The sequence below is a fragment of the Tessaracoccus antarcticus genome (assembly GCF_003688855.1).
GTDB classification, from domain to species: domain Bacteria; phylum Actinomycetota; class Actinomycetes; order Propionibacteriales; family Propionibacteriaceae; genus Arachnia; species Arachnia antarctica.
The window spans coordinates 1-26,862 of sequence record NZ_REFW01000004.1 but is presented as its reverse complement, the minus strand read 5'-3'; the positions used below and the strand labels follow the sequence as shown (position 1 = coordinate 26,862).

Here is a 26,862-nt window from a genome sequence, read left to right as displayed (position 1 = left end):
CCGTCCCGTCAGCGCGCACCGAGCAGGGCCGCCACGTAGGTTGTCAGTCGCTCCCGGGCCTCCGGGGGCTGGAATCCGGCCGCGACGATCCGATCCAGTCGCAAGGCGCTCCTGCGGGGCCGAGGGGCCGTGAGCCGTTGTGGCTGCTGAAGTGCATACTGCTGGGTCGTTACGGGTCGTACGTCCTTGCGGTCCCGTCCACACAGCTCGAAAACGTCGGCGGCGATGTCGGCCCAGGTCTGCACCGGTCCCGCGTTGGTGAGATTCCATGTTCCGGACGGAGCACCCGCGTCCAGCAGGTGCGCGATACCCGCGGCGAGATCCTCGGTGAAGGTCAGGCGCCCGAACTGGTCATTCACCACTGTTGGTGAGATGCCGCGTAGTGCCAGGTCCACCATGGTGGAGACGAAGTTGCGGCCCTCCCCGATCACCCAACTCGTGCGTAGCAGGAGGTGGCTGTCCAGTTGTCCCACGAGAGCGTCACCTGCGGCCTTCGTCTGCCCGTAGACACCCAGGGGCGACGGCGGCTCATACTCGTCGTACTCCTGCGCCGTACCGTCGAACACATAGTCACTGGAAACGTGAACCAACGTTATGCGGTGTTCCGCCGCAATTCGACACAGCTGGGCCACGCCTGTGACGTTCGTCGCCCAGGCAGTCTGGCGACCACTGCCGGTCTCGGCATCGTCGACGGCGGTATAGGCGGCGGCATTGATGATGGTGTCCAACTGGGACCAGTCAACGGACGTGAACGAGTTCGGGTCGCCAAGGTCGAGCGACGTCCTGGTCACGCCGACGGCCTTGGGCAGGCGAGCCATGAGCGCACCGCCGAGTTGACCGCCCGCACCGATCACCACCGTTCCGCGCTCCTGTGCGGGTTGCGCGTCAACCAGTCGCGGATGGGCCACGTCGGCGTCGGACATGGTCGCCTCGGACAGCGGGATCGGCCAGGGGATCGCGAGCGTCTCGTCGGCGAGGTTCACGTAGGCGTAAGCGTCGCGCTTCTCGGGACTCCAGTGGTCATTCACCAGGTACGAGTACACCGTCTCGTCGTTCAGCGTCTGGTAGCCGTTGGCGACGCCCCTGGGCACGAACACAGCCGTGTCCGGACCAAGTTCCATCGTCACCGCCGTCCCGAAGGTCGCACCGGCTCGAAGGTCCACCCAAGCGCCGAAAATCCGTCCGGAGGCGATCGACACCAGCTTGTCCCATGGTTCGGCATGGAACCCGCGGGTCACACCCGCCGTGTGGTTCATGGCCACACTGTGCTGCACCGGCCCGAAGTCGGGAAGACCGAGCTGTGTCATCTTTGCCCGCTGCCAGTTCTCCTTGAACCAGCCCCGATCATCGCCGTGAAGGATCAGATCAACCACCAGAAGACCCGGAATGGCCGTGCTGCGGACCGCAGCAGTGCGATCGGGGCCCATCAGTGTCCCGCCGCGGCGTACTTGGCCTCGGTGGCCTCCTTCATGGGGCGCCACCACGACTCGTTGGCGCGGTACCAGTCGATGGTGGCCGCCAGGCCGGAGCGGAAATCCTTGAAGTGGGGCTCCCACCCCAGTTCCCTCCGCAGCATCGCGGCATCGATGGCATAGCGCAGGTCATGCCCAGGCCTGTCGGCGACATGGTCGTACGCGCTGCGGTCCTCGCCCATCAGCTCCAGGATCAACTCGATGACGGACTTGTTGTCCATCTCCCCGTCGGCCCCGATGAGATATGTCTCCCCGATCCTGCCGGCTTCAATGATCCGCAGTACTGCCCGGTTGTGGTCGTCCACATGGATCCAGTCCCGCACGTTCAGCCCTGCGCCGTAAAGGCGCGGATGTATACCGTCGATGAGGTTGGTGATCTGGCGCGGGATGAACTTCTCGACGTGCTGGCGCGGCCCGTAGTTGTTGGAACAGTTGCTCAGAGTCGCCTGGACGCCGAAGGAGCGCACCCACGCGCGGACCAGCAGGTCTGATGATGCCTTGGACGCCGAGTATGGGCTCGAGGGGTTGTACGGGGTGGTCTCGGTGAATCGTTGCGGATCGTCCAGTTCCAGGTCGCCGTAGACCTCGTCAGTGGAGATGTGGTGGTAGCGCCGCCCATGTCGGCGCACCGCCTCCAGTAGTTCGAACGTGCCCACGATGTTTGTCCGGATGAAGGGGCTCGGGTCATTGAGGGAATTGTCATTGTGAGATTCCGCCGCGAAGTGGACCACGACGTCGTGGTCGCCCACCAACTCGTCCACCAAGTCTGCGTCAGTGACGGATCCATGCACGAACGTCACGCGTTTCGGGTCGAGATCCGACAACGACTCGCGGTGCCCGGCATAGGTCAATGCATCGAGGACAGTGACGTGGTCGTCGGTTGTCTCGAGCACCAGCCGGACGAAATTACTGCCGATGAACCCGGCTCCCCCTGTGCACAACATTTTGGCCATGCGCGCAGTCTAGGGAACAACGGCGTGGGAGACTCAATTATGCGTGGCATCATTCTGGCTGGCGGTTCGGGCACTCGTTTGCACCCGATCACGCTCGCAAACAGCAAACAACTGGTTCCGGTCTACGACAAGCCCATGATTTATTACCCACTGACAACCCTCATTCTTGCGGGAATCAGAGAGGTGCTGGTCATCACCACTCCTCACGAGCAGGAGGCGTTCCGGCGCCTGCTGGGGGACGGCAGCCAGTTTGGCATCACCATCGAGTACGCGACGCAGCCTGAACCGAACGGGCTGGCGCAGGCGTTCACCATCGGCGCCAACTTCTTGGGAGGCGAGAAGGTCTGCCTGGTTCTGGGTGACAACATCTTCTACGGCCACGGCGTCGGCACCCAGTTGCAGAAGTGCATCGACATCGACGGGGCTGCCGTGTTCGGCTACTGGGTGTCCGACCCGGGCGCCTACGGCGTGGTGGAGTTTGACGCCTCCGGCAGGGCAATCTCGATAGAAGAGAAGCCTGCCCACCCGAAGTCCCACTACGCGGTACCAGGGCTGTACTTCTACGACGCCGACGTCGTGGAGATCGCATCCGGGCTCGCGCCATCGGCGCGTGGAGAGTACGAGATCACGGATGTGAACCGTGTGTACATGGAGCAGGGCCGGTTGCAGGTCTCTATCCTGCCGCGCGGCACAGCGTGGCTGGACACCGGGACCTTCGATTCCCTCAACGACGCAAGTAGCTTTGTCCGAACGATTCAGGCGCGGCAGGGACTCCAGGTGGGATGTCCCGAGGAGGCAGCGTGGCGACAGGGCTTCTTGACCGACTCAGAGCTGGAGGAACGTGCAGCCCAGTTGGAGAAGTCAGGGTACGGCAGCTACCTCCGTGAGTTATTACAGATTCCGGACTCCCAGAGGGGAGTTGGATGAGGCTGCGGCCGGCTGAGCCCAAGTGTTCACCGAATGAGTCTCTGCCTGCTGGTGGTTGGATTACGTGCGCATATCCATGATGTGCAGTGCCGAGAGAGGCTTCGCCACATCACGGGAAGCGGCTACGCGATGGACAGAGAGGCGCCGAAGCCTCGATCAGGCGTAGCTGACGCTTCCTCTGAGAACCTGAGCTCCGCCTTGGAGAAGTTCCAACGATCGCCTGAGCCCCGTACTCGAGGTGTGGGCTGTGTACGGGAAGTAGACGATCTCGACACCAACGGTTGCAAACTTGTCCTCAAGGCGTCGACCCTTCTCGGTGCCCCGCCAGTCGTCGCCCTTGAAGAAGTGCGTGAAGCCGACTTCCCTCCAGACGTCCAATTTGTCGGGCACCCGCTCTATGTAGACCTCATCCACACACTTGATGTTGCGGACGATCTCGGCGCGCTCTTCAGTGGGAACGACGGAGTGAACCCCCTTGACCTGAAGGAGCATCTCATCGCTGACCACCCCTGCGATGAGAACATCACAGTGATCCTTGGCACGACGCAGTATGTTCAGATGCCCAACATGGAACAGGTCGTACCCGCCAGCGGCATAGCCGATGCGTAAAGTCATGATTCCCTCACCCCAGTGCGCAGCCCCCCCGGACTGCACTCGTACCTACACTAGCGGTTCGATGAGGAGTCTGTCACGATGCCTTAGGTTTTTGGGCGACAGGTCGACCCCCCCTGTGCTCGTTCCAGCTTCCTGAAGACCGGATGACCCTACGGCCTATTCCACGGTGAGAAACTTGGTCGATACCGCGTCATGCATGGGAGGGCAACTCGACTTTGCAACCGCTGAACGTACAGAGTCGAGGATCTTAAGTCCCACATTCCGATATCCTCACCAGGTCGCAGCCGTGCCTCCCGTAGCAGGGAGCGGGCACGAGTACCCACTTTTCACTGCGGAGAGCCGCGGCGCCAGGCGAGCCTGTCAGACTAATGTTGAGGGATGAGCAATAAGGACACTGGTGACGCGGTCACTGAATCGTCATCTCGAGCGCAGGGTTCTGGCTCCGACCCCGGCCCCCCTCGCATAGTGAAGCTGTACGACGTAGTCCGCACTGCACATCTCGAGCGCGTGAGGGGGGGAGCCGCAACCACAATCCTCCACCGGTTCCAACGATATGACTTCGATAAGGAGCTGGCCAGCACAGTGGACCTGCGCGCCGCTGGTGTCCTGGGCGCCTTTTGTTTTGGACTGACCAATGATGTCGACGTCATCGAAATCAATGAACCGCTCGTCGCCAGAGCCGCGCCTCGCGCCTTGGCGATCATGACTGCCAACCGGATTAGAGCAGCGGTACTGCGCACCTCCAGTGCCCGAGTAGTCTCCTATGCGATCGCGAATAAGGACCCGCGGATTGTTGCTAACGCCCTGCCGATGAAGTCACGATGGAAGTGGCGACTGGAGGCCCTTCTTATTCCGGCGGTGTGGCGCCACCTGGACCGATTGGTGTTCGGCACGTCACATTCGTATGACCTTTACCGCTCATGGTTCCCTGACAGCCGACGCTGGCCAACTCACTGCACCATAGACGCCCTCCCCGTCGCACGCATCGCGGGACGAGGGGACGCGACGCGGGCAAGGTCCCTGATCTTCGTTGGAGACTTCTCGGCTCGCAAGGGCTTCGACAAGGTGTTGTCAGCGTGGCCACGGGTACGGGAGGCCGTGCCGGACGCGTCGTTGGTGCTTCTGGGAAAGGGCGTTGGTGTGAATGATGCACTCCACCTGGCATCCTGCGATGACCGGGTTCGGGTGGAAGTGGATCCCGCGAGGCCGAGGATCTTTGAAGAGATGTCCGCTGCAAAGGTACTCATTCTCCCCTCGCAACCCACCAAGCTGTGGCGAGAACAGGTTGGACTACCCATCGTGGAGGGACTCAGTATGGGCTGTGTCATTGTTACCACGGATGAAACGGGTCTGGCGCAGTGGCTCTCCACGCGCGGTCATTGGGTTGTGGCCGAGTCCGGGAACGTGTCGGCCATCGCCCAGGCGACCGTCGCCGCTCTCATGCAGGAGCGCAGTCCGCGGTCGGTTGTTCAAGACTTGCCGAAGCAGGACGGACGCGAGGCTGCGGAGGACTGGATGTTTGAGGCGGGGGACCAATGATCCACAAAGTCAATCTCGGGAACCTACGTCGGCACTTCTGGGCCTATCTGAGGGCGGCCGGGCGGGGGCATCTGGGAGCTCGCGTTGGCCGAGGTGTGAAGATGGGAGGTCCAGGAACCTATGACCTTCGACGCGGCAGCACGATTACCGACGACGTGAGGATTTGGGTCGGCGAGGGAGCGACACTCACCCTTATGCCGGGCGCCAAACTGGGCGATCGTTGCATCGTCAACGTCGAGTCCGAAGTGATTTTGGGCCCAAATACGCGGGTGTCATGGAACGTTCAGATTCTGGACACTGACTTTCATTGGTTGCGGGGCGAAGACGGACGAATTCGACCCCACACGCGCCCCATTGTCATCGAAGGTGACGTCCTCGTCGGGACAGGCGCCATGCTCCTCAAGGGCGTCACCGTTGGACGAGGGGCCGTGGTGGCTGCGGGTGCCGTTGTGCGTCGCGACGTTGCGGCAGGTGCCGTCGTGGCTGGAAACCCCGCCGTGGAAGTGGGACGAGTGACGGGGTGGGGCAGCGCACGACCCGAAGGACTGATGCCCGACACTGCCACAGGCCCATCTGCCGAAAAGAGCTGACCCGCCCGCAAACTATGAGAATTCATCTTCAGGCATGGGTCTCCCCAACCAGGCGCCGTATATAGCTGCAGGCGGCAGAGCCGATGGGCCCCTATATACGCCGAAGCTCAAAGGCAGGGGTGGCTGGTCAGGACATCGCGCCCCAGCACAGCCCGGTCTCAGGAACGCCTTTTCAACGCCATCACCATGGCGCGACGGGGCGGACCGCCAATCCAGGCTTTTTCTAGAGACAGCGCCGTGAGGTTCCGGGCGGCCCAAGCATCAAGGATTGCTTCAATCAGTGCGACGCGGTCAATGTACGAGATCAAAGGATCGTCGGCACCATCCTCGTGTCCAGCCCTCGAGTCATGGGCCAGGACGATGTCCCCCGCCCGAACACACACCGCGCTACCGATCCGCTCTTCCATCGTGGCATCGCGGCCGTCGAGGGCTGTTGCTGCCCAGAGCACTGGGGTCAACCCAGCACGACGCACGACCAACCATCCCGTGGGGGTCATTGCCCCGTAGGGCGGCCGGTACCACCGCACCGGCGCACCGATGGCTGCCTCCAACTCACGGCGCCCTGCGTTCAGTTGCGCCGCGAGATCCCGCCGGTTGAGCGTTGTGATCCTCCGGTGATCGATGCCGTGCAGCCCAACGTCGTGGCCCTCCTTGACAATCCGAGCCAAGAGTTCCGGGTGTCGGCGGACGCGTGTCAGGAGAACGAAGAATGTTGCACTGACGCCCCGGCTCTTCAACAGGTCCAGAATGAGCGGGGTCCAGTGGGGATCGGGGCCGTCGTCGAGGGTCAGCACCACGACAGGTTTGGCGACATCCACCCCCACTACCGAACGAAAGAACGGCGACGCGGAACGCACTTTGGACTTGAGATGCGAGAGACGCACCGCGTGCGACAACTTCGGACCGCGTGCGTACTCCCCCGGGGGCGACCCCCAAGCCCCGTGGAGCAGACCAAGGCCTCGCTGAATACGCCTGGCACTCCAGGCGCTGTCCGCCAGCGACTGACTCACCAGACTTTTCAGCCCGCGCAGGGAGCCCAGTGCGATCCACACAGAACCCTTGGCTGTCGAGCGAAGCCGGGAGAACAGTCGCCGGCCGGGACTTGTCGCCAGACGAAGGTCGATGTCGGCCTGCGTAACGCCATGGAAGCGAGCCCGCCTCAGGGTGAACGATCGCGTCGCCCTCTCCAACCCGGGCTCATCAAGCGCCACCGATGCCGGGCAGGCGACGATCGTGCCGCCACGAGCCACCAGAGTTCGCGTGAAGAGTGTGTCTTCCCCGCCGCTGGTTCCCAGCGTCGGATCGAAGTCAACGTTGAAATGCCGAACCTGATTCAGGTCCAGGAGGAGATTTCCGGTCGCCGCGGCGGGAAGCCGCTCTCCCGGCAGCCGCTTCGCCCTCTCGAAAATCCCCACGGCACGCACCCACGGGTCGACGTCTTTCGGCAGGATCGTCTCCACCCTTCCCATGACCGCAGTGGCACCAGTCTTCTCCCACATGTGCACAAGCTCCGTCAGCCACCCCGGGGTGGGCCACTCGTCATCGTCGATAAACACCAGCAGCCCATGCTCCGAAGCCTCCGCTAGGAGACGGCTCCGAGCCGCGGCGATGCCGGGTGTGGGCTCGTGGGCATAATGAACAGGAACACCCCAACTCCCCTGAGTCACGATGTCGCGCGCGGATGCATCAGAATCGTTGTCAACGACGATGACTGAGACCTCGAAGCGGTCAGACAATTCCGAAACCCGCTCAGCGAGAACTCCCAGAAGCTTCTCCAAGGATTCCAAACGTCGGTAGGTGGGAATTGCCACGGCGAGCCGAAGCCGCCCAATGTCATGGCGGTCAGGCACGGCGTCTGCTTGCCGTGGCGTAGGCCTCCGCATGGCGGCGCCCTGCATCAGCCCATCCGCGCGCCCCAAGACGGGGTGGCTCAACCGGCAAGGCAGAAACTGCTTCGCGAAAAGCGATCACGTCACCGGGGGTCAGGTCATCACTGAAATGGTGGATCCAGCCGGGTCCGACCTCTGACGCCAGGTCGCGGTTCATCTCGTTGTCCGGGACAAGTACTGGCCGGCCAAGGGACAACGCGGCCAGAACAGCCCCGGAGTTGTGCATGAATCGGTAGGGCAGAACCACACCTCGCATGCCCATGATGGCCGTCGCAAAGGCCTCCTCAGAGAGGTATCGCAGGTCCAAAATGATTCGACTGTCCTCACGAGCGAGTGATTCGACCTCCTGCCGCATCAACTCACTTGTGGGATTACCGCAGATTCTCAAAATGGTGTCAGGCAGGCTCTCCAGCGTGCCCTTAAACGCCCCTATGAGGCTCTCGACGCCTTTATACTGCCGGATCAAACCAACAAATCCGAGCGTGTCGTCCTCCGCCTCAACGGGCGGAACCCCCGCAAACCAATCAATGTAGTGTCCGTGCGGGATGACGCAGGACCGCTGACCAAACGATGCAGAATGCTGGTTGAGTGCGATGCGGTAGCTCGTGTGGTCCTCAACGCCTTGCAGGAACCAGCGTTCCCATCGGCTGATGCCGCTGGGTAATTCAACGTTGTGTACCGTGCGGACCACGGTCACCTTTCCCCAACGCAAGCGAAGCAGCAGGGCACTGGCCAGCAGCGCGCGCACAAGCCTTTTGGGTCGAGTGGTTCCACCCAAGAGGGTTTCCGGCCAGTGGAAATGAAGAACATCGTACTTTCCGAGAAGTGCCCTCTTGTAATCGAAACGCAGGTGTTCTATTCCGGGTTCCTTGGCCAGTGACTCATCCAGCATGTGGATGTAAGGATTGGTCGTCGGGCGCGGCGCACCGAAAGACTGCATGACCCTCAGCCTTCGAGTGGTTGGCGTCGTGTTCTCTCGCGTCATCGTTACAGTGTGCCAGCCCGGCGCCCAGAAGGAGCGTCGCACCTCGCCGATGTAGGCGCCTCACCCGCTAGGAGTGCGGCACTCATGTAGGACCCGCAACACCAAGGTGATGCTCTTCGAACTCGCTCAACTCATCCCGGACACTCGAGAAGACAGTGAGATTCAAAAAGGGCATTGTCAGGCTCGAGCATCGTTGTACCAATCAGACATGAGGGCAGGCAAGCGTTCGGACGACCAACGGTCGTGGGGGGTGCCCCCCGTGGCTGCCGCACGGTTCATCGTCGTGACAAGATTCCCGACAATGTCACCGTGAAGCGACGTTGTGAATGCATTGGGCTCTGCCAACGTTGGAGGGCCGCCGAGAGGAAGGCACACCACAGGTGTACCCATGGAACTCGCCTCTGCCGCCACCCAGCCTGCTTGGTCGTGCATCGAAGGGAACAACAAGATGTCCGCTCTCGCCATCGATTCCAGAATTTCATGCCGGGGACGGTGTCCAAGAAACAGGACCCGGTCGCCCAGACCGAGACGCGACGTCAACGCATCGAGCGCGGATCGTTCGCGACCTGCACCGTATATCTCCAATGTCCAGTCACGCGCGTCCTTGCGCGCCATGGCCTCCAGCGCCAACGAAGCGCCCTTCCAGTAGATGAGGCGTCCGACGAAGACCGCTCTGCGCCCTCCGGTTGCGCAAGGGACGCGTTCCGGAAGTGATGCCCTATCCAGTGAAGCATTCGGCTCAACGACCACCCGGCGAGCACGTCGAAAGCGGTGCGCGACGTCAGCGTTCTGCGCCACCACGACACTGGCGGAGCGAGCACTACTGTCCCCGAAGATCCATCTTGGCAGTGAAGTGAGCCCGATTCTTGCGACTTCGATGGCCACCCCACGCGCCCCCAGCCAGTGACGCAGCTTCCAGATCGGCAAGCGCGACGCACCCCCCACAGGGCCCCATACGAAGGGCACGCCTGGCATACCGGCAAGCCCCGAAGGAAGCCAGTCGTTGGCGAACGTGACGTGGTGGGCCAGGTCGAAGCCAAGCTCCGCGTGCAGACGCTTGGCAGTCCGCGCGGCCAACATCTGCCACAGACAGTAGTACCAGTACAGGTCCCAGGCATGACGCTTTGCTCGAAAGACCCAATCAGGAAGATCGATATGAACTACATGCAGATGCTCCGCGAGCGTTGCGTCCGCGCCGAGGCGCTCGGCAATCTCGTCGACGAAACGAGAGCGGCACAATACCCAGACGTCGTGGTCAACGGCGGCAGCAGCGGCGAACGCCCACCCCGCGCTCGCTTCGGGCTCGTCTGAGGGCCCAAACGCATATGCGCCCATAAGGACGCGTGGGCGGGTCGGATCCCGAGTGCTCATTCCGGTCCCCAATCTGACACATCATCCGTAACGGATAATATTGAGACAGTGTAACCTGACCGGCACCACAGCCTTGGGGGGAACAGTAAAATGCATGAGTCCCGGCTCACAGTTCGTCAGGCTTACGCGCACTTGGCTCGCGCGCAGAAGGGTCACGCCCGAGGAGCACCCGCGTACTCGGTCTACGTCAACCGACGTTTGGGCCGGATACTGGCCGCTTGGGCCTATACGCGCGGACTCACACCCAATATGGCCACCGGCATCAGCGCTGCACATACCTTTTTGGGGATCGCATTGCTCATGGTCCTCCCAGCCGTACCGTTGACCGGTGTAGTTGTGGCCGTCTTGCTTGTCCTCGGATACGCGTGGGACTCGGCTGATGGTCAAATCGCCCGGTTGACCGGGCAGGGTTCGCCTGCGGGCGAGTGGCTCGACCACTTCGTTGATGCCATCAAGATCTCATCGCTCCACCTTTCTGTCCTCATCGCGGCTTGGTTCCATATGCCGCTGCGTGACTCGTGGTGGTTACTACTGCCACTTCTTTTCTCTGTAGTGGCAACAGTCACGTTCTTCGGGATGCTGCTCAACGACCTCATCAAATCGAGTCACGGCGGCGCCAGCACACATCAAAGGGGTGGGGGAACCGCAATCCGCTCCCTCTTATTGCTGCCGACCGACTTCGGGCTGGTCTGCCTAGTCTTCGTCTTCTGGGGCTACCCTGGCTGGCAGCACTGGCCGTCGCCCTTCTTCATTCTCTACGGCTTGCTTCTCCTCGCAGCCTCCGGCTTTCTTTTGTTGGCATCGGTCAAGTGGTTTCGGGAAATGCAAAAGCTGTGAACGGCAACAATCAGAACACGCGTCTTGCTTTCCTCGTCGTTAATTTTGGGTCCAGCACCCTTCTCGCACGCAACCTCGCCCCGGCTGTGCGCGAGTGCCGTCCTGATGTTGTGGTCGTTGTCGACTGTTGGTCTGGTGAAGACGAGCGTCAGCGGGTGACCGAGCTATCTGCGGCCGAGGGATGGGACCTTGTGTCTCTGCCCGACAATCGAGGATTCGGAGGTGGAATGAACGCAGGTGCTGCGCGGGCCCGCCAGCTAGGGGCCACCCAACTGCTCCTCATCAACCCGGACGCACGCATCGACTCGTCAGCCCTCGATCTTCTGAGCACCGTCGCGGCAGAATATCCGGACGCATTGGTGGCACCGCGCGTGGTCGACGCAGAGGGTAAAACATGGTTCGCGGGTGCTGTCCTACACCTCAGCGACGGCGCCACCAGCGGTCGGTCTGCAAGATTGCCCGAGGCCACGGATGGCATTTGGGAGTGGATCTCGGGCGCCTGCATGATGCTCAGCATGCAGCTTTGGGACGCAGTCGGGGGATTCGACGAGTCCTACTTCCTCTATTGGGAGGACGTCGACCTGTCACGGCGCGTCACCGCCCGGGGAGGACGCCTCATCGTTGTGCAGGAGGCAACAGTCCTCCACGAAGAGGGAGGCACCCACAAGGATCAAGTGGAAGGCCGCGGGAAGTCCGGCACCTACTATCACTACATGATCCGAAACCGCCTGATGTTCGCCACCAAACACCTGGACGCCGAGGGCATCAGACGGTGGCGACGAGCATCGGTGACCAATGCTTGGGCGGTTCTACTCCAAGGCGGTCGCCGGCAGTTCCTGCATCCAGTGGCCCCCGCACGGGCAGCTTGGCGGGGCCTGCGGGAGGGCATGGCCCTCGCGGCCTTCGCGCTCAAGAATGATGGATCCGAGAGGCAGACATGACCGAAAGCACACCCCCGTCGAGTCAGCCCCTACGTCGCCGCGGCTGGCTGGTTGCTGCCGCAGCCACCGCCGTTGCCGTGTTGGCTGTGGCGCTTATCGCGCCCCAACTCACTCCGCAGCCTGCTCAGACTCCTTCTGGCCCCCTCAGCCCCACGATCGCAGGAACGACCGGACCCGTCCAAGGCTCCCCCGTCCCTTCTGATGCGGTATCGCCGACGATCCAGGTAGTCCCAGGGAGCACGCCCGCCTCGCCGACCGCCTCGCCGACCACCTCGCCGACCGCCACGTCGTCCATCACTCCGCGGGAACAACCTACCGAGAACGAGGATTCGGCGCCTCGAGAAACCCGAGACCCCATCGGGATCACGGCCGTCGCAACTCCGATGGAGGGGATCCAAGCAAGCCTCGTGCGCATCGAGTCCGTCACAGGAGAAGTGGCGATACCGGGTGAGGTGGGCGGACCAGCCCTACGCATCACCCTCGAGGTGACGAACAGCACGCCGGAAGACTTCGACACCCCAGCGGTAGTCGTGAATCTCTACAAGGGAGCAGCTCGTTCACCCGCGGGTTCGTTGCTCAATCCGGGGAGCCGTGCTTTCCCGGACAAGATCGCGCCCCGGGCCTCAGCGGAGGGCATTTACCTGTTCACAGTGGGGCCAGATGACCGAGATGACATCACCATCGAGGTAGACCTCGCCGTTGGTACACCCATAGTTCTGTTCCAAGGCAAGGTGAATTAGGGATTGACACTTGCCATCCTCGCCCCCACGGCCGTATGATCCAGTCACTGAATCTCCGTCGCTGAGAAACGTTTCTCCATGGGATTCAGACACGAGCTGGGGGGCTTGGAACCGTGTCGATAAAGCAATTTTGCGCGCGCATGTGCGCCATCATCACTACCACTGCGCTGGTCGCGGGATTCGCTGCGAGCATGGAAAAGGCGGCTGCCGCTGAACCTATTCCTCTGCCTGCGACGGTTTCAGCGGACGGCCTTCCAACTGTCCAAATTGACAAAGGCGTTATTTGGGCAAGTGAGATCGTGGGTGATATTGCATACGTTGGTGGAGAGTTCACCAACGCCCGTCCGGCCGGAGCTGCCGTCGGTACAAATCTGATTCCGCGATCCAATTTCTTGGCATTCAGCATCAGCACCGGGGTCCTTGTATCTTCAATGGCCCCGAGCTTCAATGGACGAATCAACGACATAACAGCGTCACCGGACAAGACGAAACTGTACGTCGTCGGAAACTTCACGACGGTCAACGGTCTGACGCGCAACCGCATCGCTGTCTTCGACCTGCCCAGCGGAAACTTGAATTCCACCGTGGTGCCCAACATCAACGGCACGACGCAGTCAGTGGCAGCTACCAACGACACCATCTATGTTGGGGGGTACTTCAGTGCCGTCAACAATAGCGCTCGAGCCCGAATCGCCGCCGTCCGAGCATCGAATGGATCGCTTTTACCATTCAAACCCATTGTCGACAACGGGATGGTACAGGCGCTTGCCGCCAGTCCAGACGGCAGCTCGTTAGTCCTGGCCGGAAGCTTCACTTCCGTTGCAGGTGGTTCCACCAACCCCGGTTACGGCCTCTCTCGCGTCGACGGTGTTACCGGGAACCAGTTACCGCTTCCGGTCAACTCTGAGGTACGTAACGCAGGCCAGAACTCCGGGATCACCCGATTGAAGAGCGACGGCACAAACTTCTACGGCGTGGGCTGGCACTTCGGCTCTGGCGGCAACTCGGAGGGAGCTTTCTCGGCGAACTGGAGCGATGGCACACTGAAATGGCTCGAAGACTGCCACGGGGACAGCTACGACATCGCCCCCACCAAGGACGTTGTTTACTTGGCCAGTCATAAGCATTACTGCGGTAATAGTGGCGGTTTCCCGCAGACGGAGCCCTGGTCTTTCTACCATTCGACAGCCGTCACCAAAACCGTCGAGGGCGTCAACACGAGCGACATCTACGGATACCCGGACCACCCCGGTACGCCACGCCCAGACATTCTCAATTGGTTCCCGCAGACTGACGTCGGCACCTACACCGGCAAGTCTCAGGCCGTCTGGACCGTTGACGGAACCGATGACTACGTCATTTACGGAGGAGAGTTCCCCCGTGTCAACGGAAAGACCCAGCAGGGACTTGTGCGCTACGCAGTGAGGGACAAGGCACCTAATCTGCAGGGACCGCGGTTCCTGCGGAATCAGACGTCATGGGCGCCTTCCGTCACATCAGCATCTTCGGGTTCGGTCAGGATTGGCTATTCAACAGTTTGGGACCGCGACGATCTCAATCTCACCTACCGCGTGTATCGCGACTCTGAGAACCCCGCCGGACTCGTCGACGAGCGCCTCAAGAGCAATGTGTTCTGGAAACCGGAGTCTGTTCGTTTGATGGACGGCAACCTGACACCGGCCAGCACGCACCGCTACCGCGTCACGGCAACTGACCCCTGGAACAACGTTTTGCGTTCGGACTGGGTCAACGTGACCGTTTCCTCCACCGCACTCTCCCCCTATGCCCTTGCTGTTTACAACGACGAGGCGCAGTCCTATTGGCGTCTGGGCGAGGCAAGCGGCGACACGGCTGTTGACTGGGTCGGTTCCACGGACCTAACAATTCAGGGAGGCGCGTCGCGCGGCACTGCCGGCGCCGTCGCTGCCGATAGTGACAAGGCGACTACATTCGCAGGCGGGTACGCCTCCACCGGTGTGACCACAGACGGCCCCTCCTCTTTTGCCGTTGAGGCTTGGATCCAGACCACGACGACGTCAGGCGGAAAGATCATCGGCTTCGGCGGGGCAGCAACCGGCGACTCAGGCAGCTACGACCGTCACGTCTACATGGACAACGCTGGTCGGATTCTGTTCGGCGTCTATCCGGGCGCGGTGAAGACAGTGAGCAGCACTGCTTCCTTCAACGACGGCCAGTGGCACCACGTAGTCGCCAGTCTTGGTTCCGAAGGGATGCGCCTGTATGTCGACGGAAAGCGCGTAGGACAAGACGTTACCGTCACCTCTGCTCAGAGCTATTCAGGCAACTGGCGGATCGGTGGTGACAACCTTAATGGGTGGACGAATCAACCAACGTCCAACTACTTCTCGGGAAGCATCGACGACGTTGCCGTCTATGCCGCTCCATTGACCGTGAGCGACATTCGGGCCCACTACGTCGCCTCCGGTCGGACCGTCGACGTTCCACCTGCTCCGGTTGATGCTTACGGCGCGCTCGTACACGAGGCCGACCCGGAACTCTACTGGCGCTATGACGAATCCTCTGGCCCTGCTCTCTCAGACGCTGGCGAGCAAGGTGTACCCGGACAGTTGGCTGGCGACTTCCAACGCAACGAACCCGGAGCGCTGGTTGGAGGCACAGGCAAAGCCATCACCTTCAAGCAAACCTCGTGCAACTGGTGGCAGATGGGTTGTACGCCCACCAACGGCGGCAATGCGTTCTCCACAATTAACTTCGTAGGCCCCAACGCCTACAGCCTCGAGACCTGGTTCCGCACCACCACAACGTCCGGAGGGAAACTGATCGGGCTTGGGGATGCCCAAACCGGCGGGTCATCGAATTATGACCGGCACGTATACATGCAAAACGATGGCAAGCTCGTATTCGGGACGTGGAGTGGACAAACGAATACCATCTTCACAGCCTCCCCCTTGAACGATGGCCTGTGGCACCACGTTGTGGCCACGCAGGACGCCTCTGGGATGAACCTCTACGTCGACGGCATTTCTCAAGGCACCAACCCGGCGACGGCCGCACAGAACTTCATCGGTTACTGGAGGGTTGGTGGCGACTCAACTTGGGGTTCGAGCTCCCCCAACCTGATCGGCAGTTTCGATGAGACTGCGGTATACGGACGAGCCCTTACTGCTACTGAAGCCGCAACGCACTTCGCGGTTGGGAGCGGCGCTGCGGCTCCCAACCAGCCGCCGACGGCTTCCTTCATCGCCACGGCCACCGATCTCAAGGTGGATGTCGATGCCTCCGCTTCAACTGATTCAGACGGCTCCGTCAATATCTACGGATGGGACTTCGGTGACGGCACCACCGGTACCGGCATCACGACGACACACACCTACTCAACGGCAGGTGCTCACACCATCACGTTGACCGTCACGGATGACAAGTCCGCCACGGCAACAACCACTCGCGAAATCACAGCAACCGCCCCCAATGTGGCTCCCACAGCTTCCTTCACCGTCGCCACCAACGGCCTCTCTGTGAGTGTCGACGGCAACGGATCCACGGACCCAGACGGCTCCATTGCGTCATGGGCATGGGACTTCGGAGACGGCACCACAGCAGCCACCGCCACGGCCACTCACACTTATGCGGCAGCGGGCAGCCACACCATCACGCTCATTGTGAAAGACGACAAGGGTCTATCCGGCTCAACCACCAAGGACGTGGTAGCAGTGGGGCCGAATCAAGCGCCAATCGCGTCCTTCACCTCTGCCGTCAACGGCTTGTCCGTATCTCTCAACGCCGCTGCCTCCAACGACCCCGACGGAACCATCACGACGTACCAGTGGGATCTCGGCGACGGAAGCAGCGCCGCAGGTGTGACAACTACACACACATATACCAGCCCTGGCAGCTACAGCGTCATACTCACGGTCACTGACAACGCAAACGCCACGGCAACGAGAACCAACAGCGTTACCGTCGTGAACCCCGTTTCCGGGATCCTCGCACAGGATAAATTCGAACGAACCAGCGCAACAGGATGGGGCACAGCCAACATCGGTGGCCCCTGGACTTTGCGCGGCACCGCATCGCGGTTTAACGTCGCCAACGGCGCCGGGAACATCTCCGTCCCTTCCGCCAGCACACTCTACGCCGACCTCAACCAGATCTCCTCCACCTCAACCCGGGTCGAGGCCGTATTCAGCGTCGATAAACTGGTTGAGGCACAGTACGTCGCCGTTGTGGGACGCCGAATCGGCCCCAACAGCTACATTGCTCGGCTGCGCCTTCAATCTGACGGCGGTGCCAAGCTCTACCTGCTCGACAATTCCACTTCTCTCGCACCCTTCCTGACCATTCCAGCTGGGACCATCACTCCTGGCCAGAAATACACAATCGTCCTGGAAACCATCGGCACTGCCCCCACTGCACTCAAAGCCAAGTTCTACCCATTCGGGGGCACCGAACCGACGTGGCAGGTCCAGAGCAGCAACGTCGATCCAGCCCTGCAAGCTGCCGGCGCCGTCTCCGTGTTCAGCTACCTCCCCAACACCACCCAGGCACCCTCTACCGTCTCCTTCGACACCATCACCGTCACCGACCCAGCCATCGGTTGACGTGAAAGGAGCGGGGAGTCAGTGAGAAGCACCAGAACAGACGAGGCGGCGAAGCGAGATGTGGGGGCCGAAACAGAGGACACCAATGGCCGACAGGGATCCGGTAAGTCTTCTGCCGTCGTATTGACCAACTCCCCAAGCAAGTCGACCGCTGGCCCGGCGATTCGGGCTGGTATCCGCTGGCGGAACGTGGGCAGTGCCGCGATTGCCAAAGTCGTCGTCATGGGAATCGCCGGCTTCTTGGGACTCATCACGAGCCGCCTCATCTTGCAGCACTACGGGATAGCGGCCTATGCACAATACGGGCTCCTGAACAGCCTGCCGTCTCTACTACCGTTCGCGGATCTAGGCCTTGCAGCCGTGGTCATCAACGCGGCGGCGGAGTCGTTGGATCCCGCCCGGGATCCCAGACTCAGGCGAGCACTGCTGAGTGCTACCCGCGTTCTGTTCATATCCGGCGGCACGCTGGTTCTCGTATCGGCGGCGATCACCGCACTAAATTTGTGGCCTGTCATCCTCGGACCGGGCTTGATGGAGGACGGAGGGTGGACAGCGGGTGCAGCCATGGCACTTTTCGGCTTGGGCCTGCCCCTAACCATCGGACCCAGGCTGTTGGTGGGACTTCAGAAGAACACGCTCCAAATCACTCTTCAAGGCATCGCAGCACCCATCGTCCTGATACTCGTGGGGGCCACGGTGGTCCTGCAGGTTCCTGCTAGCGACTACTTGGCGCTTTTCACTTACATCGCCGGCATCGTCGTTTCAACGGTCTGCCTGCTCAGTGCAGCGAGGCTTATTTCTCCACAAGTGTCGGAGATGTTCCGACAGGTCCCCCACCGACGTGCGCACCCGAGTTCCAAGGTGATGGATCTTGCAGGCCCAATGCTTGTCCAGATGCTCGCGCTGCCAGTGGCGATGCAAACCGCGCGCATCATGGTGAGCCATTTGGGGGGCTCCCGAGAACTCGCCGAATATAATCTTGCTTCCCAGCTGTTCGGAATCGCCACCCAGACCGTGGCAGCTGCCGGAGTGGCGCTGTGGCCTTTGTATGCACGCGCGCGGGCGGAGGGAAGAATCGAATCGCCGGTGCGCCCAGCGGCGTGGTTCCTCGTTGGAGGTCTGATGCTCGCGGGAGGGATGGCGCTGGTTTCGCCTTGGCTGGTGAGTATCGCATCGGCCGGAAAACTATCCCTCGACGTAGTTCTTGTATGTGCCTTCGTATTTTTCGTAGCTCTCCAGGCGCTCAAGTACCCCCTTGGCATGTACATGACAGACGCGAAAGGCCTGTCCTTCCAAGTGATACCCACCCTCGTCATGGTGCCCACATCACTGGGGTTGTCGTGGTGGCTGATTCCGATTGTCGGTGCGGCCGGAAGTGTGATCGCGGTGTCCTCGGGCGTTCTGGTCTGTCAGGTCGTACCCAACTTCATATATGTGCAGCGCGACTTGGCACGCCGCCGAAACAATGCCGAATCGGAGGGTAGCGTCGAGGCATGACCTTGCACCCTCTATCGCGCCCATCTAAGGCGGTGGACGGTTGGGAAGTCGCGGCCGCGCATGCGGCCGTGTTCATCATTGCAATCCGCTACCGGTTCTCTCCGGATGTGCCGATCGGCTTCCTACTGGCCGCTTGTGTGATACCCGTCACCCTGCGCCACCTCTCCCGATATCGCGGCGCTGTGACCATCTCTGTCCTCGCCCTTCTATCTGCTATATCGGGTCTGCTGCTGACCATGGGCCACGTGTCGTTGGGCAACGTCAGCGGATCCCTCGCTCTTGTACAGACCGCCCGGATGGTTGGGCTGGCACTGGTACTCGCCGCTCTCCTTTGGGCACGATCCCTCCTTGGCATTCCACGGCTCATCCTCGTATTTGGTTTGGGAAGCCTTGTCTCCCTCGTGGTCTCGGGCGTGAACTCAGACAACGTTTGGAAGTTCTCGCTTTCGGTTCCCATCACTCTTATTCTGCTGAGTCTCCCTGGGATCAGCCGGCACAGGTGGGGACAGGTGGGAATGGCCCTGATGTTGGTGGCGGTGTCAGCGCTCAACGACTCACGATCAGCAGCAGGTCTGCTGCTCGTGGCGATCGCTCTGACGGTCACCCAGAGGGGAGCGGTCACCCAGAGCGGAGCCCAATGGCCCGGGACAAGGGACGGGTGGCGTGCATGGACAGCACTTGCGCGGGTCGCACTTGTCGGCGCAGGCGGGTTCCTCATTGTCCAGTCGGCCATTCTGGATGGGATGCTCGGGGAATCGGCCCGAAACCGCACCATCGCCCAAATCTCCCAATCAGGATCCTCACTCGTGGGGGGGCGGCCAGAGATGGGAGCGGCTCTGGCGCTTGTAACAGACCGGCCTTGGGGTTACGGGGCTGGCACATTGGCCACCTATGCGAACATCATGTTGGGCAAGACGGGTATGCATTCGCTCGGCTACGATCCGAACAACGGGTACGTCGAGAAGTACATGTTTGGATACGGCATAGAAGTTCACTCGGTACTCGGTGACCTCTGGATCCTATTTGGCTTCGCGGGCGCACTGCTCGCCGTGACCGTCGCAGCGTTTGCCCTCTTCGGGTTGGGTGACCTCTTGAGTCGGGGGGCGGCCACGACGATTACCACCTTTCTGGTGCTTCGGCTGGCTTGGGACTTTGCCTTCAGTCCTATTGCAAGCGCGATGCCGCTTCTGCCTTTGACCCTGGCGGTCGCTCTGCCTGCTCTGACGGGTGCCTTGGCTCCGCAACGGTCGACTCCTCCAAACTCCGGACAACCGTCTCGGTTGACTCACGCCCCGCCTCGCCATAGCGCGATTGAGACGTCCGAGGCACGCTGGTGATGATGACTCCGAGCACCGGCACGGACGCAGCCTCCATAGCTTCGATGACTTTGCGAATGGCCCTGGTGGATGTCTTTCCGTAACGCGAGGCGATCAGTGCACCATCTGTCATGTGTCCCAACCACTTGGCGTCAGTCACAGACAGTGCTGGCGCCGAGTCAATAATGACGAGGTCATACTCATCGCGTGCTTGTGAAATGAGCGAGCGCATAGCGCTGCTTGCCAGTAGTTGAGCAGGGTTCGGCGGTAGGGCCCCGGACGTCAATACGTGTAACCCGTCCTTCGCCCACGGCTGCACAGCATCCTGCAGACTGATCTCACCGCGCAATACATTGGTCAGTCCGGTGGCGCCCTCGAGCTGCGTCAGGTTGGCGAGGGACGGTCGACGCAGATCACCATCAATAAGGAGGACGCGCTGGGTTTCGGCGACGGCGAGCCCCAGAGAGGAGACGATGGAGCTTTTCGACTCTGCAGGTGAGGCGGAAGTGATGACGAAAGAACGTAGCTGCTCACCCATGCTGAGGAAGCTCAGGTTCGCAGCCAGACTTCGTACAGATTCCGCCTGAATTCCTTGCGGATCCCCCAACACGTTCACCGGTAGAGTCACGCCTTTGGGTGATCCAATCACTTCCCCGACGACTGGTACCGCTGTCACCTGGGCGACGTCGTCCCGTGAGCGCACCGTCTGTCGGAACACTGAACGGGTGATAGCGAAGATCACGCCCACAGCGAGCCCAAGTAGTTCCCCCACGAGAACGTGGAGTCGCTTATTCGGTGCGAAGGGATACTTGGGAAGGTTGGCGCTCTGGATGGTCGTGAGCTTGATCGTCGCAGTTCCGTCCTCGGCCGTGGGCGAGACTTCGCTCGTAACCACTCGGACGAGGCTTGCGGCCACCGCAGAAGAGATTCGCTGTGAGAGTGCCGGATCTTGGCTGTCTGCATGGATATCGATGATGACCGTATTGAGAGGTGAATCAGCGGAGACCACGCTCGCCAAAGATTGCACTGTGCTGGCCAGTCCTAGCTCGTCGATGACGGGTTGCAGAACAATTTCCGTCTTTGCGAGTACCACGTAAGTGGTGACCAGATTCTCGGCATACGTACTGCCCTGGACGAGTTCCGATGGGCTGTCACCCCTGTCGCTGGTCACCAACAGTGAACTCGTCGATCTGTACTGCTCCGGAGTCGTCAAGGCGACCCCGAAACCCACCGCTGCCCCGATCACGCCAACCACGAAAATCAGCACCCAGTTGCGCAGGATGGTCTTCAGGTAGTCCTGTAACGACATGTCTTCCCCTTCAGCTTTCAGTATTCAGCAGCGACACGAGCTGCTGCGCAACAGCGTCACTGATCCTTCGACGATACGCGACGGGGTCGTGTCTCTCTTGCGCCATTCTTGCGCTGGTCTCCACAAGTCCGCGCACCGTGGCCCATTGGTCGACGAGGTCCTGAAGTGCCTCCGCGAGGGCTTCGGGATCATTCCTGCGCACTAGATGCGCGCTGGGGTATCCAGCCGCGGCCTCGCGAAGGCCGGTGGTATCACTGACGATGACCGGGCGTTGAGCAAGGACGCCCTCGACTGCAGTGTTTCCAAAAGGTTCGTCGAGCCGACTCGGAACCACGAGCACGTCGCAGTGCTCAAGCAGAGGCCAGATCTCGGGTCTGAACCCCACAAGGACTTCCTCGTCGGAGTAGCCCCCCTCCTTCAGAGCTGAGCGCAACTCCGACTCATAGGATTCGTATCCGCTGAACGTTGAACCGGCAAACACCATTTCGAGTTCGACGCGACCACGCAGAATCTTCGCAGCCTCCACGATAAGATCCGGTCCCTTACGCGGCGACAGCCGCCCCAAGTAGAGGACTCGGAGAAACCCACCCAGTTCTCGGCGGGGCAATGTAGGTGCGATTGGGGGGCCGGCGACACCGTTGGCCACCACTCGGGCTCGCTCGGCCAGCATCGGCAGGCTCTTCGCGATTGTGCGCAGGCTGAAGTGACTGTTAACGAGAACGGAGGTTGACGCCAGGTGGGGGATGTACAGCGCAAGATTGGCCCACCTCCTCGCCGATCCCTCGGCCTCGTGGACGTGCGTGATGCACGGGATCCGACGGAGCCTCGCCACCAGCGGCCATTGCGGCAACGTGACTGTGCTGACATAAATACAGGCTGGCGCAGTCCGGGTGATCAGCTTCCAACTGGACACCAGCCCTGCCATCCACCCGCCGAGCAGTTTCAGCCAGTTCCGGGGTCGTAGTAGAGCCTTTCTCAACACCAACATGGGGACGATCACAGTCGGGATCCCCTGAGCCTCGAGAGCATCCACGAGCGGCCCACCCTCAGGCAGCGCCACGAGGCAGCTCATCCCAGACTCCCTGACAGCGATAGCACTCTCAAGGAGCATGCGGTCAGCACCGAAAAGTTCAGCACCCGGGTGCACGAGAAGACATGTTGCCATGGACCGATCATTCCATGATGTGCTCATCGTTGTGACATGATCCAGACGACGATCTTTCGGGAGGCTAATCAGATGACCAACGCCGTGCTGTTCGTATGCTCCATGAATGTATGCCGTTCGCCGTTTATGCAATGGATATTTACGGAAGGCCTTCCTGAATCCGAACGGCAACACTTCCACTCAACGAGCCGCGGCGTCAACGCAAGTTCGGGGAAAGGCATCTGCGCGCAGAGCGCCACTCTGATGCAGGAATCCGAGGAGGGGCGACGTTTTGCGAATGATCATCTGTCCGCGCCTCTTGGGCCCTCCGATTTGGCGGAGCCAGATCTGATCATCGTAGCAACGCGGGCAGAGCGAGCCATCCTAGCGCGCTACGCCCCTGCCCTGCGGACCGTTACCTTCACGCTCCGCGAGGCCGTCCTTCTCAGCGCTTCGCCCGCCTCCCCCAACGAATCCGCCTTCATCCTCAAAACTGAGCAGGCCAAGGGTTCCCCACTCCCGCTACAGGGCTTTCCAAACCTTCTCCACCGCCGCCGGGGCACGCTCATCCATCCGCCGGCCCGATACTCCCGGCGACAGCGCCTCGACCCGCTTGACGTACCAGATGCACACCTGGGTCGCCCTTCTGCCCATGGGAAGATGCTCAGATCCCTGCGGACGGAGACAACAGACCTTGTGCTGAGTCTGGTTCGATTCCAAGGTCAACGTTCCCAAAACTGACGGACATCAAGGTTCAAGCATCCCAGTCCACACTCACGCGCCGGGGACGCCTCCCGACCGATCGCAGGGTCTGCCCCTGCGCGAGTCGATGCGCGAGGTCCTCGTACGCAAGGGCAACATCGTTCCAAGAGAAGTCCCGGCTTGCCGAGACCCTCAACTGCTCTCCCAGCAAGTGAACTTGATCCTCGTCCGACTCCGTCAGAGCCAAGGCGGCAGTGACACCCTCAGCTTCCCGGAAGTACCAGCCCCGATCACTGAGCACCTCCCTGTTGAAGACCACGTCGTAGGCGATCACAGCTGTACCAGCACCCATCGCCCGCAGCAGCGATGGGTTGGTCCCTCCTACAGAATGACCATGGAGGTACGAGTAGGCGTGAAAATATAGCGCGTCCAAGACGTCTTGGTCATATACACCACCGAGAAGCCGGATCCGACGGTCGGAATTTGCAATCGCTTCGATCGCCTGCTTGTAAGCGGCTGAATAAGGTGCTGAACCTACAACCACGAGAGCCTTTGACGCTGACGACGAGTGATATCCCTGCACGATATCCAGCACGTGATTCTCAGGCTCAAACCGAGCCACGACAAGGTGATAACCATCCGGCACCAGCCCTAAGCGGTCCAGTTCTCCAGTCGGCACCTTCTCTTGGATGGGCGCACCGTATCTAATGAGTTCAGTTGCTATCCCGAACTGATGTGCGTAGTAGTCGGCGATGCCAGGCGCATCAGCAATAAGCGCGTCGGCATTGCGGACCCCGAACTCCTCAGCCCAACGGTAGTACTCGCGCCCTCGTTTCCCCCATTTGGCGCGCTTCCACTCCAAACCATCCATGTGGAGTGCGACTGGAATACCGCGCACGCGCAGCAACGGCAGAAATGGCGCGTTGGCGGCATTGAACACGAATGCAACCTCGGGCGGTCGTCCCAGGACAGCGTGCAGGGTCGAAATCCCTGTGTGACTGAGGGTCTCCAACTGTTTCTGAGGGACCGCAGGTAGGTGAACCAAACGAATCCCGAGGTGGCTCGGCTGACGCTGCGCGGATCCACGCGTGTAGACAGTCACTTCATGGCCCCTATCCACCAGCCTTCGTGAGACCTCTTCGACCGCCGTCTCAAATCCGCCGTAGGCTGCTGGAACCCCCCGAGTACCGATCATGGCAATGCGCATCGCGCGAGTTCGGTCATTGATCACTATCATTCCTCCGGACAGTAAGCGAAGCGCTGGATGAACTTGCAACGATCCGCGGGGTCGCTTGTGTGAGAGCTTTCCATAAAGTGGCAGGTTTGAACCTTCCCACGTGGACTATATTCCACTCCGAACAGATCCGGGGGTCGAGGAGCACGGCTACGGACCCTCAAGGCGTCCTCCTTAGGAGATCGGCACGCCCGGAGACATTGACACCGCCCGGAAGCACCATCTCTTGACGAGAGGATCCGGGTTTACGGCGGTTTAAACAGACAAGACGTTAGCACGTTGGGTCGCACTGGATGTTGAGCCTCGCCGGCAGCCTTGACGGCGCTCCAGTGCCTGTTCACTCCTCCTCCCAAGTTCGCGGGGTTGCGCTCCTCGTGATCGTGCGACATAATCGACAGCAATACTTCGAACTATGGCAGTAGGTGGACGTTAAGCCACCCTGTCATGGCTAGGGCATGATCAGATTCGGGGGGATCTCATGACCGTAAGCGGCTTTTTAGCGCGCTCTAAACCAACCGCGGCAACCACAGGAGCACCAAGCGTGCGCTGGGTGCCGGCTGCCCAGTACCAACTGCTAATTCTCGTTGGTGTGGACGCGATTCTGGTCGGGGCAACCTTCATCCTTGCGAACGTCACAAGCACCAGACTCCGCGGCTCCCCTGAGACGGCGATCAGCACGGAGGCAACGCTGGCGACGGGGGCCCTCATCCTGATCTGGCTGATGGGGCTCCGACTCACTGGGGCCTACTCCGTCATACACTTGGGAGCCGGGGCGGATGAGTACAAGCGCGTGGTCAACGCCACGGCCATCGCTGCGGGCATCTTCGGCATCGCTTGTTTCCTGTTCAAATATGACTACCCACGTCTGACATTCGCCGTATGGGTTGCAATGGGACTGCTGGTTCTCCTGGTGGTGCGCTACACCCGACGCCAGATAATGCACCGACTGCACCTCCGGGGGCTTCTTCAGACTCCTGTCCTTGTCGTTGGAGCAGACCATCACGTCGACGAGGTCCACAGGGCGCTCAGACGCGCTCGCTGGGCGGGTTACAAAATCGTCGGCGCTGTCACGCGAGAGCGTCGCCTTACTACAGCCACCGGCCTCCCCGTCCTTGGAGAGTTCAGCAATTTGGCAGAGGTGATTTCGACGCAGGGTATAGCCACGGTGATCTTTGCAGAAGGCTCATTCACGTGCCCTGAAGAGTTCCGCCGCTTGGCGTGGCAGCTTGAGGAGTGTCAAGTCCAGATGATGGTGGTACCGACGCTCGCTGATGTCAGCGCTGAGCGCCTCGAGTTCTCACCCATGGCCGGCCTCCCGCTCGTACACGTGGCTCGGCCCCGGGCACTCAAGTCGCTTCGCTGGTCAAAAAGAGCGGCAGACGTCGTGGCCTCCGCTCTTTTGCTCTTGCTGGCGGCGCCCCTACTCCTGATCACGGCTGTGGCTGTCAAACTGGAAGACGGCGGGCCGGTAATATTTCGGCAGCGACGCGTTGGCTTGAACGGCGAGGAGTTCGACTGCTTAAAGCTGAGGAGTATGTGCATTGACGCAGAGGCGAAGATTGCAGCACTTCAGTCCCAGAACGAAGGGGCAGGAGTCCTTTTCAAGATGACCAACGATCCACGAATCACCACTGTCGGAAAATTCATCCGTCGCTTTTCGATCGACGAACTCCCTCAACTGTGGAACACACTTCGCGGCGACATGAGCCTCGTCGGTCCCCGTCCTGCCCTGCCTCGCGAGGTCGCCCAATATGACAGCGACACGATGAGGCGCCTTCACGTTCGCCCCGGACTGACGGGACTGTGGCAGGTCTCCGGACGCTCAAACCTTTCATGGGAAGATACAGTTCGTCTCGACCTCTACTACGTCGACAACTGGTCGGCTGTGAGGGACCTCATGATCCTCGCGAAGACTGCCAAAGCAGTGTTCGGCTCCAGTGGCGCCTATTGAGCGAGCCGTTGCCCGCCCGAGCGGCCACTGGGGATCGAACTGTCAGGCACGTCGGTGCTGCTCACGATCCTTCCCACTTATAGCGGGATACGAACATTACCCACCCCCTCATCACGTGGGAGACGGGGCCGTGTGATTCGTAATGTCCTACTTGAGTATTGGTGTCACCGCACCGAGTCTTCGCGTGTCTGCCGGCACTCCGATAGCGGATGCCACGGCGGCCGGGATGGGGAGTGCCACCGACGAACTATTTGCCAGCGCTGCAGGCGT

19 protein-coding genes are annotated in these 26,862 nt (G+C 61.0%); 10 read left to right on the top strand and 9 right to left on the bottom strand.

What is annotated here, in order from left to right:
- Window positions 1-8: 8 nt before the first annotated feature.
- Complete coding sequence (locus EAX62_RS13145; protein WP_121902195.1) at window positions 9-1,427, bottom strand: sugar nucleotide-binding protein; 1,419 nt, start codon at window positions 1,425-1,427, stop codon at window positions 9-11.
- The gene (rfbB, locus tag EAX62_RS13140; protein WP_121902194.1) at window positions 1,427-2,425 is read right to left on the bottom strand and encodes a dTDP-glucose 4,6-dehydratase; all 999 of its coding nucleotides are present in this window, start codon (window positions 2,423-2,425) and stop codon (window positions 1,427-1,429) included. The genes EAX62_RS13145 and rfbB overlap by 1 nt, the downstream gene beginning before the upstream one ends.
- Before the next feature lie 39 nt (window positions 2,426-2,464).
- On the opposite strand from rfbB, the gene rfbA reads away from it, so the two are divergent.
- Window positions 2,465-3,352 carry a glucose-1-phosphate thymidylyltransferase RfbA gene (rfbA, locus tag EAX62_RS13135; protein ID WP_121902193.1) on the top strand — a complete coding sequence of 296 codons (888 nt, stop codon included), beginning with the start codon at window positions 2,465-2,467 and terminating at the stop codon, window positions 3,350-3,352.
- A 156-nt stretch (window positions 3,353-3,508) separates the two neighbouring features.
- Here the strand turns inward: rfbA and EAX62_RS13130 are convergent, their stop codons facing one another.
- Complete coding sequence (locus tag EAX62_RS13130; RefSeq protein ID WP_121902488.1) at window positions 3,509-3,967, bottom strand: adenylyltransferase/cytidyltransferase family protein; 459 nt, start codon at window positions 3,965-3,967, stop codon at window positions 3,509-3,511.
- Between the two features lie 465 nt (window positions 3,968-4,432).
- Between EAX62_RS13130 and EAX62_RS13125 the strand changes: the two genes are divergently transcribed.
- Both EAX62_RS13125 and EAX62_RS17330 read left to right on the top strand, forming a co-directional pair.
- Window positions 4,433-5,506, top strand: a complete 1,074-nt coding sequence (locus EAX62_RS13125) for a glycosyltransferase (RefSeq protein WP_233557961.1) — start codon at window positions 4,433-4,435, stop codon at window positions 5,504-5,506.
- On the top strand, window positions 5,503-6,096 hold the full coding sequence (locus tag EAX62_RS17330; protein WP_121902191.1) for an acyltransferase: 594 nt from the start codon (window positions 5,503-5,505) through the stop codon (window positions 6,094-6,096). Before EAX62_RS13125 ends, EAX62_RS17330 begins: the two co-directional genes overlap by 4 nt.
- A gap of 158 nt (window positions 6,097-6,254) precedes the next feature.
- Here EAX62_RS17330 and EAX62_RS13115 read toward each other — a convergent pair whose 3' ends face one another.
- The 3 genes from EAX62_RS13115 to EAX62_RS13105 all read right to left on the bottom strand — a co-directional run bounded on the left by EAX62_RS13115 (window position 6,255) and on the right by EAX62_RS13105 (window position 10,305).
- A complete protein-coding gene (locus EAX62_RS13115; RefSeq protein WP_233557960.1) occupies window positions 6,255-7,979 on the bottom strand; it encodes a polysaccharide deacetylase family protein in 1,725 nt (574 codons plus the stop codon).
- The gene (locus EAX62_RS13110; protein ID WP_199711300.1) at window positions 7,939-8,925 is read right to left on the bottom strand and encodes a glycosyltransferase; all 987 of its coding nucleotides are present in this window, start codon (window positions 8,923-8,925) and stop codon (window positions 7,939-7,941) included. The genes EAX62_RS13115 and EAX62_RS13110 overlap by 41 nt, the downstream gene beginning before the upstream one ends.
- 222 nt (window positions 8,926-9,147) lie before the next feature.
- Window positions 9,148-10,305, bottom strand: coding sequence for a glycosyltransferase (locus EAX62_RS13105; protein ID WP_233557959.1), 1,158 nt, complete (start codon window positions 10,303-10,305; stop codon window positions 9,148-9,150).
- 285 nt (window positions 10,306-10,590) lie between these two features.
- Between EAX62_RS13105 and EAX62_RS13100 the strand changes: the two genes are divergently transcribed.
- The 5 genes from EAX62_RS13100 (at window position 10,591) to EAX62_RS13080 (ending at window position 18,936) form a co-directional block, all read left to right on the top strand.
- On the top strand, window positions 10,591-11,178 hold the full coding sequence (locus EAX62_RS13100) for a CDP-alcohol phosphatidyltransferase family protein (RefSeq protein WP_233557958.1): 588 nt from the start codon (window positions 10,591-10,593) through the stop codon (window positions 11,176-11,178).
- Window positions 11,151-12,119 (top strand): glycosyltransferase family 2 protein, encoded by a 969-nt coding sequence (locus EAX62_RS13095; RefSeq protein ID WP_199711299.1) that lies wholly within the window; start codon window positions 11,151-11,153, stop codon window positions 12,117-12,119. The genes EAX62_RS13100 and EAX62_RS13095 overlap by 28 nt, the downstream gene beginning before the upstream one ends.
- Window positions 12,120-12,526: 407 nt before the next feature.
- A complete protein-coding gene (locus EAX62_RS13090; protein ID WP_121902185.1) occupies window positions 12,527-12,859 on the top strand; it encodes a DUF4352 domain-containing protein in 333 nt (110 codons plus the stop codon).
- A gap of 140 nt (window positions 12,860-12,999) precedes the next feature.
- Window positions 13,000-17,439 (top strand): PKD domain-containing protein, encoded by a 4,440-nt coding sequence (locus EAX62_RS13085; protein ID WP_121902184.1) that lies wholly within the window; start codon window positions 13,000-13,002, stop codon window positions 17,437-17,439.
- Window positions 17,440-17,460: 21 nt separating this feature from the next.
- Window positions 17,461-18,936: a lipopolysaccharide biosynthesis protein gene (locus EAX62_RS13080; protein ID WP_199711298.1), complete on the top strand. Its 1,476-nt coding sequence runs from the start codon at window positions 17,461-17,463 to the stop codon at window positions 18,934-18,936.
- Window positions 18,937-20,100: 1,164 nt separating this feature from the next.
- On the opposite strand, the gene EAX62_RS13075 is transcribed toward EAX62_RS13080, so the two are convergent.
- Together EAX62_RS13075 and EAX62_RS13070 are read right to left on the bottom strand one after the other, a co-directional pair.
- Window positions 20,101-21,561, bottom strand: coding sequence for a polysaccharide biosynthesis tyrosine autokinase (locus EAX62_RS13075; protein ID WP_121902183.1), 1,461 nt, complete (start codon window positions 21,559-21,561; stop codon window positions 20,101-20,103).
- A 10-nt stretch (window positions 21,562-21,571) separates the two neighbouring features.
- Window positions 21,572-22,726, bottom strand: a complete 1,155-nt coding sequence (locus tag EAX62_RS13070) for a glycosyltransferase (RefSeq protein WP_121902182.1) — start codon at window positions 22,724-22,726, stop codon at window positions 21,572-21,574.
- Between the two features lie 36 nt (window positions 22,727-22,762).
- Between EAX62_RS13070 and EAX62_RS13065 the strand changes: the two genes are divergently transcribed.
- The gene (locus EAX62_RS13065) at window positions 22,763-23,446 is read left to right on the top strand and encodes an arsenate reductase/protein-tyrosine-phosphatase family protein (RefSeq protein WP_121902181.1); all 684 of its coding nucleotides are present in this window, start codon (window positions 22,763-22,765) and stop codon (window positions 23,444-23,446) included.
- A gap of 13 nt (window positions 23,447-23,459) precedes the next feature.
- Here EAX62_RS13065 and EAX62_RS13060 read toward each other — a convergent pair whose 3' ends face one another.
- Window positions 23,460-24,602, bottom strand: coding sequence for a glycosyltransferase (locus EAX62_RS13060; protein WP_121902486.1), 1,143 nt, complete (start codon window positions 24,600-24,602; stop codon window positions 23,460-23,462).
- A gap of 628 nt (window positions 24,603-25,230) precedes the next feature.
- On the opposite strand from EAX62_RS13060, the gene EAX62_RS13055 reads away from it, so the two are divergent.
- On the top strand, window positions 25,231-26,592 hold the full coding sequence (locus tag EAX62_RS13055; RefSeq protein WP_199711297.1) for a sugar transferase: 1,362 nt from the start codon (window positions 25,231-25,233) through the stop codon (window positions 26,590-26,592).
- Window positions 26,593-26,862 lie beyond the last annotated feature (270 nt).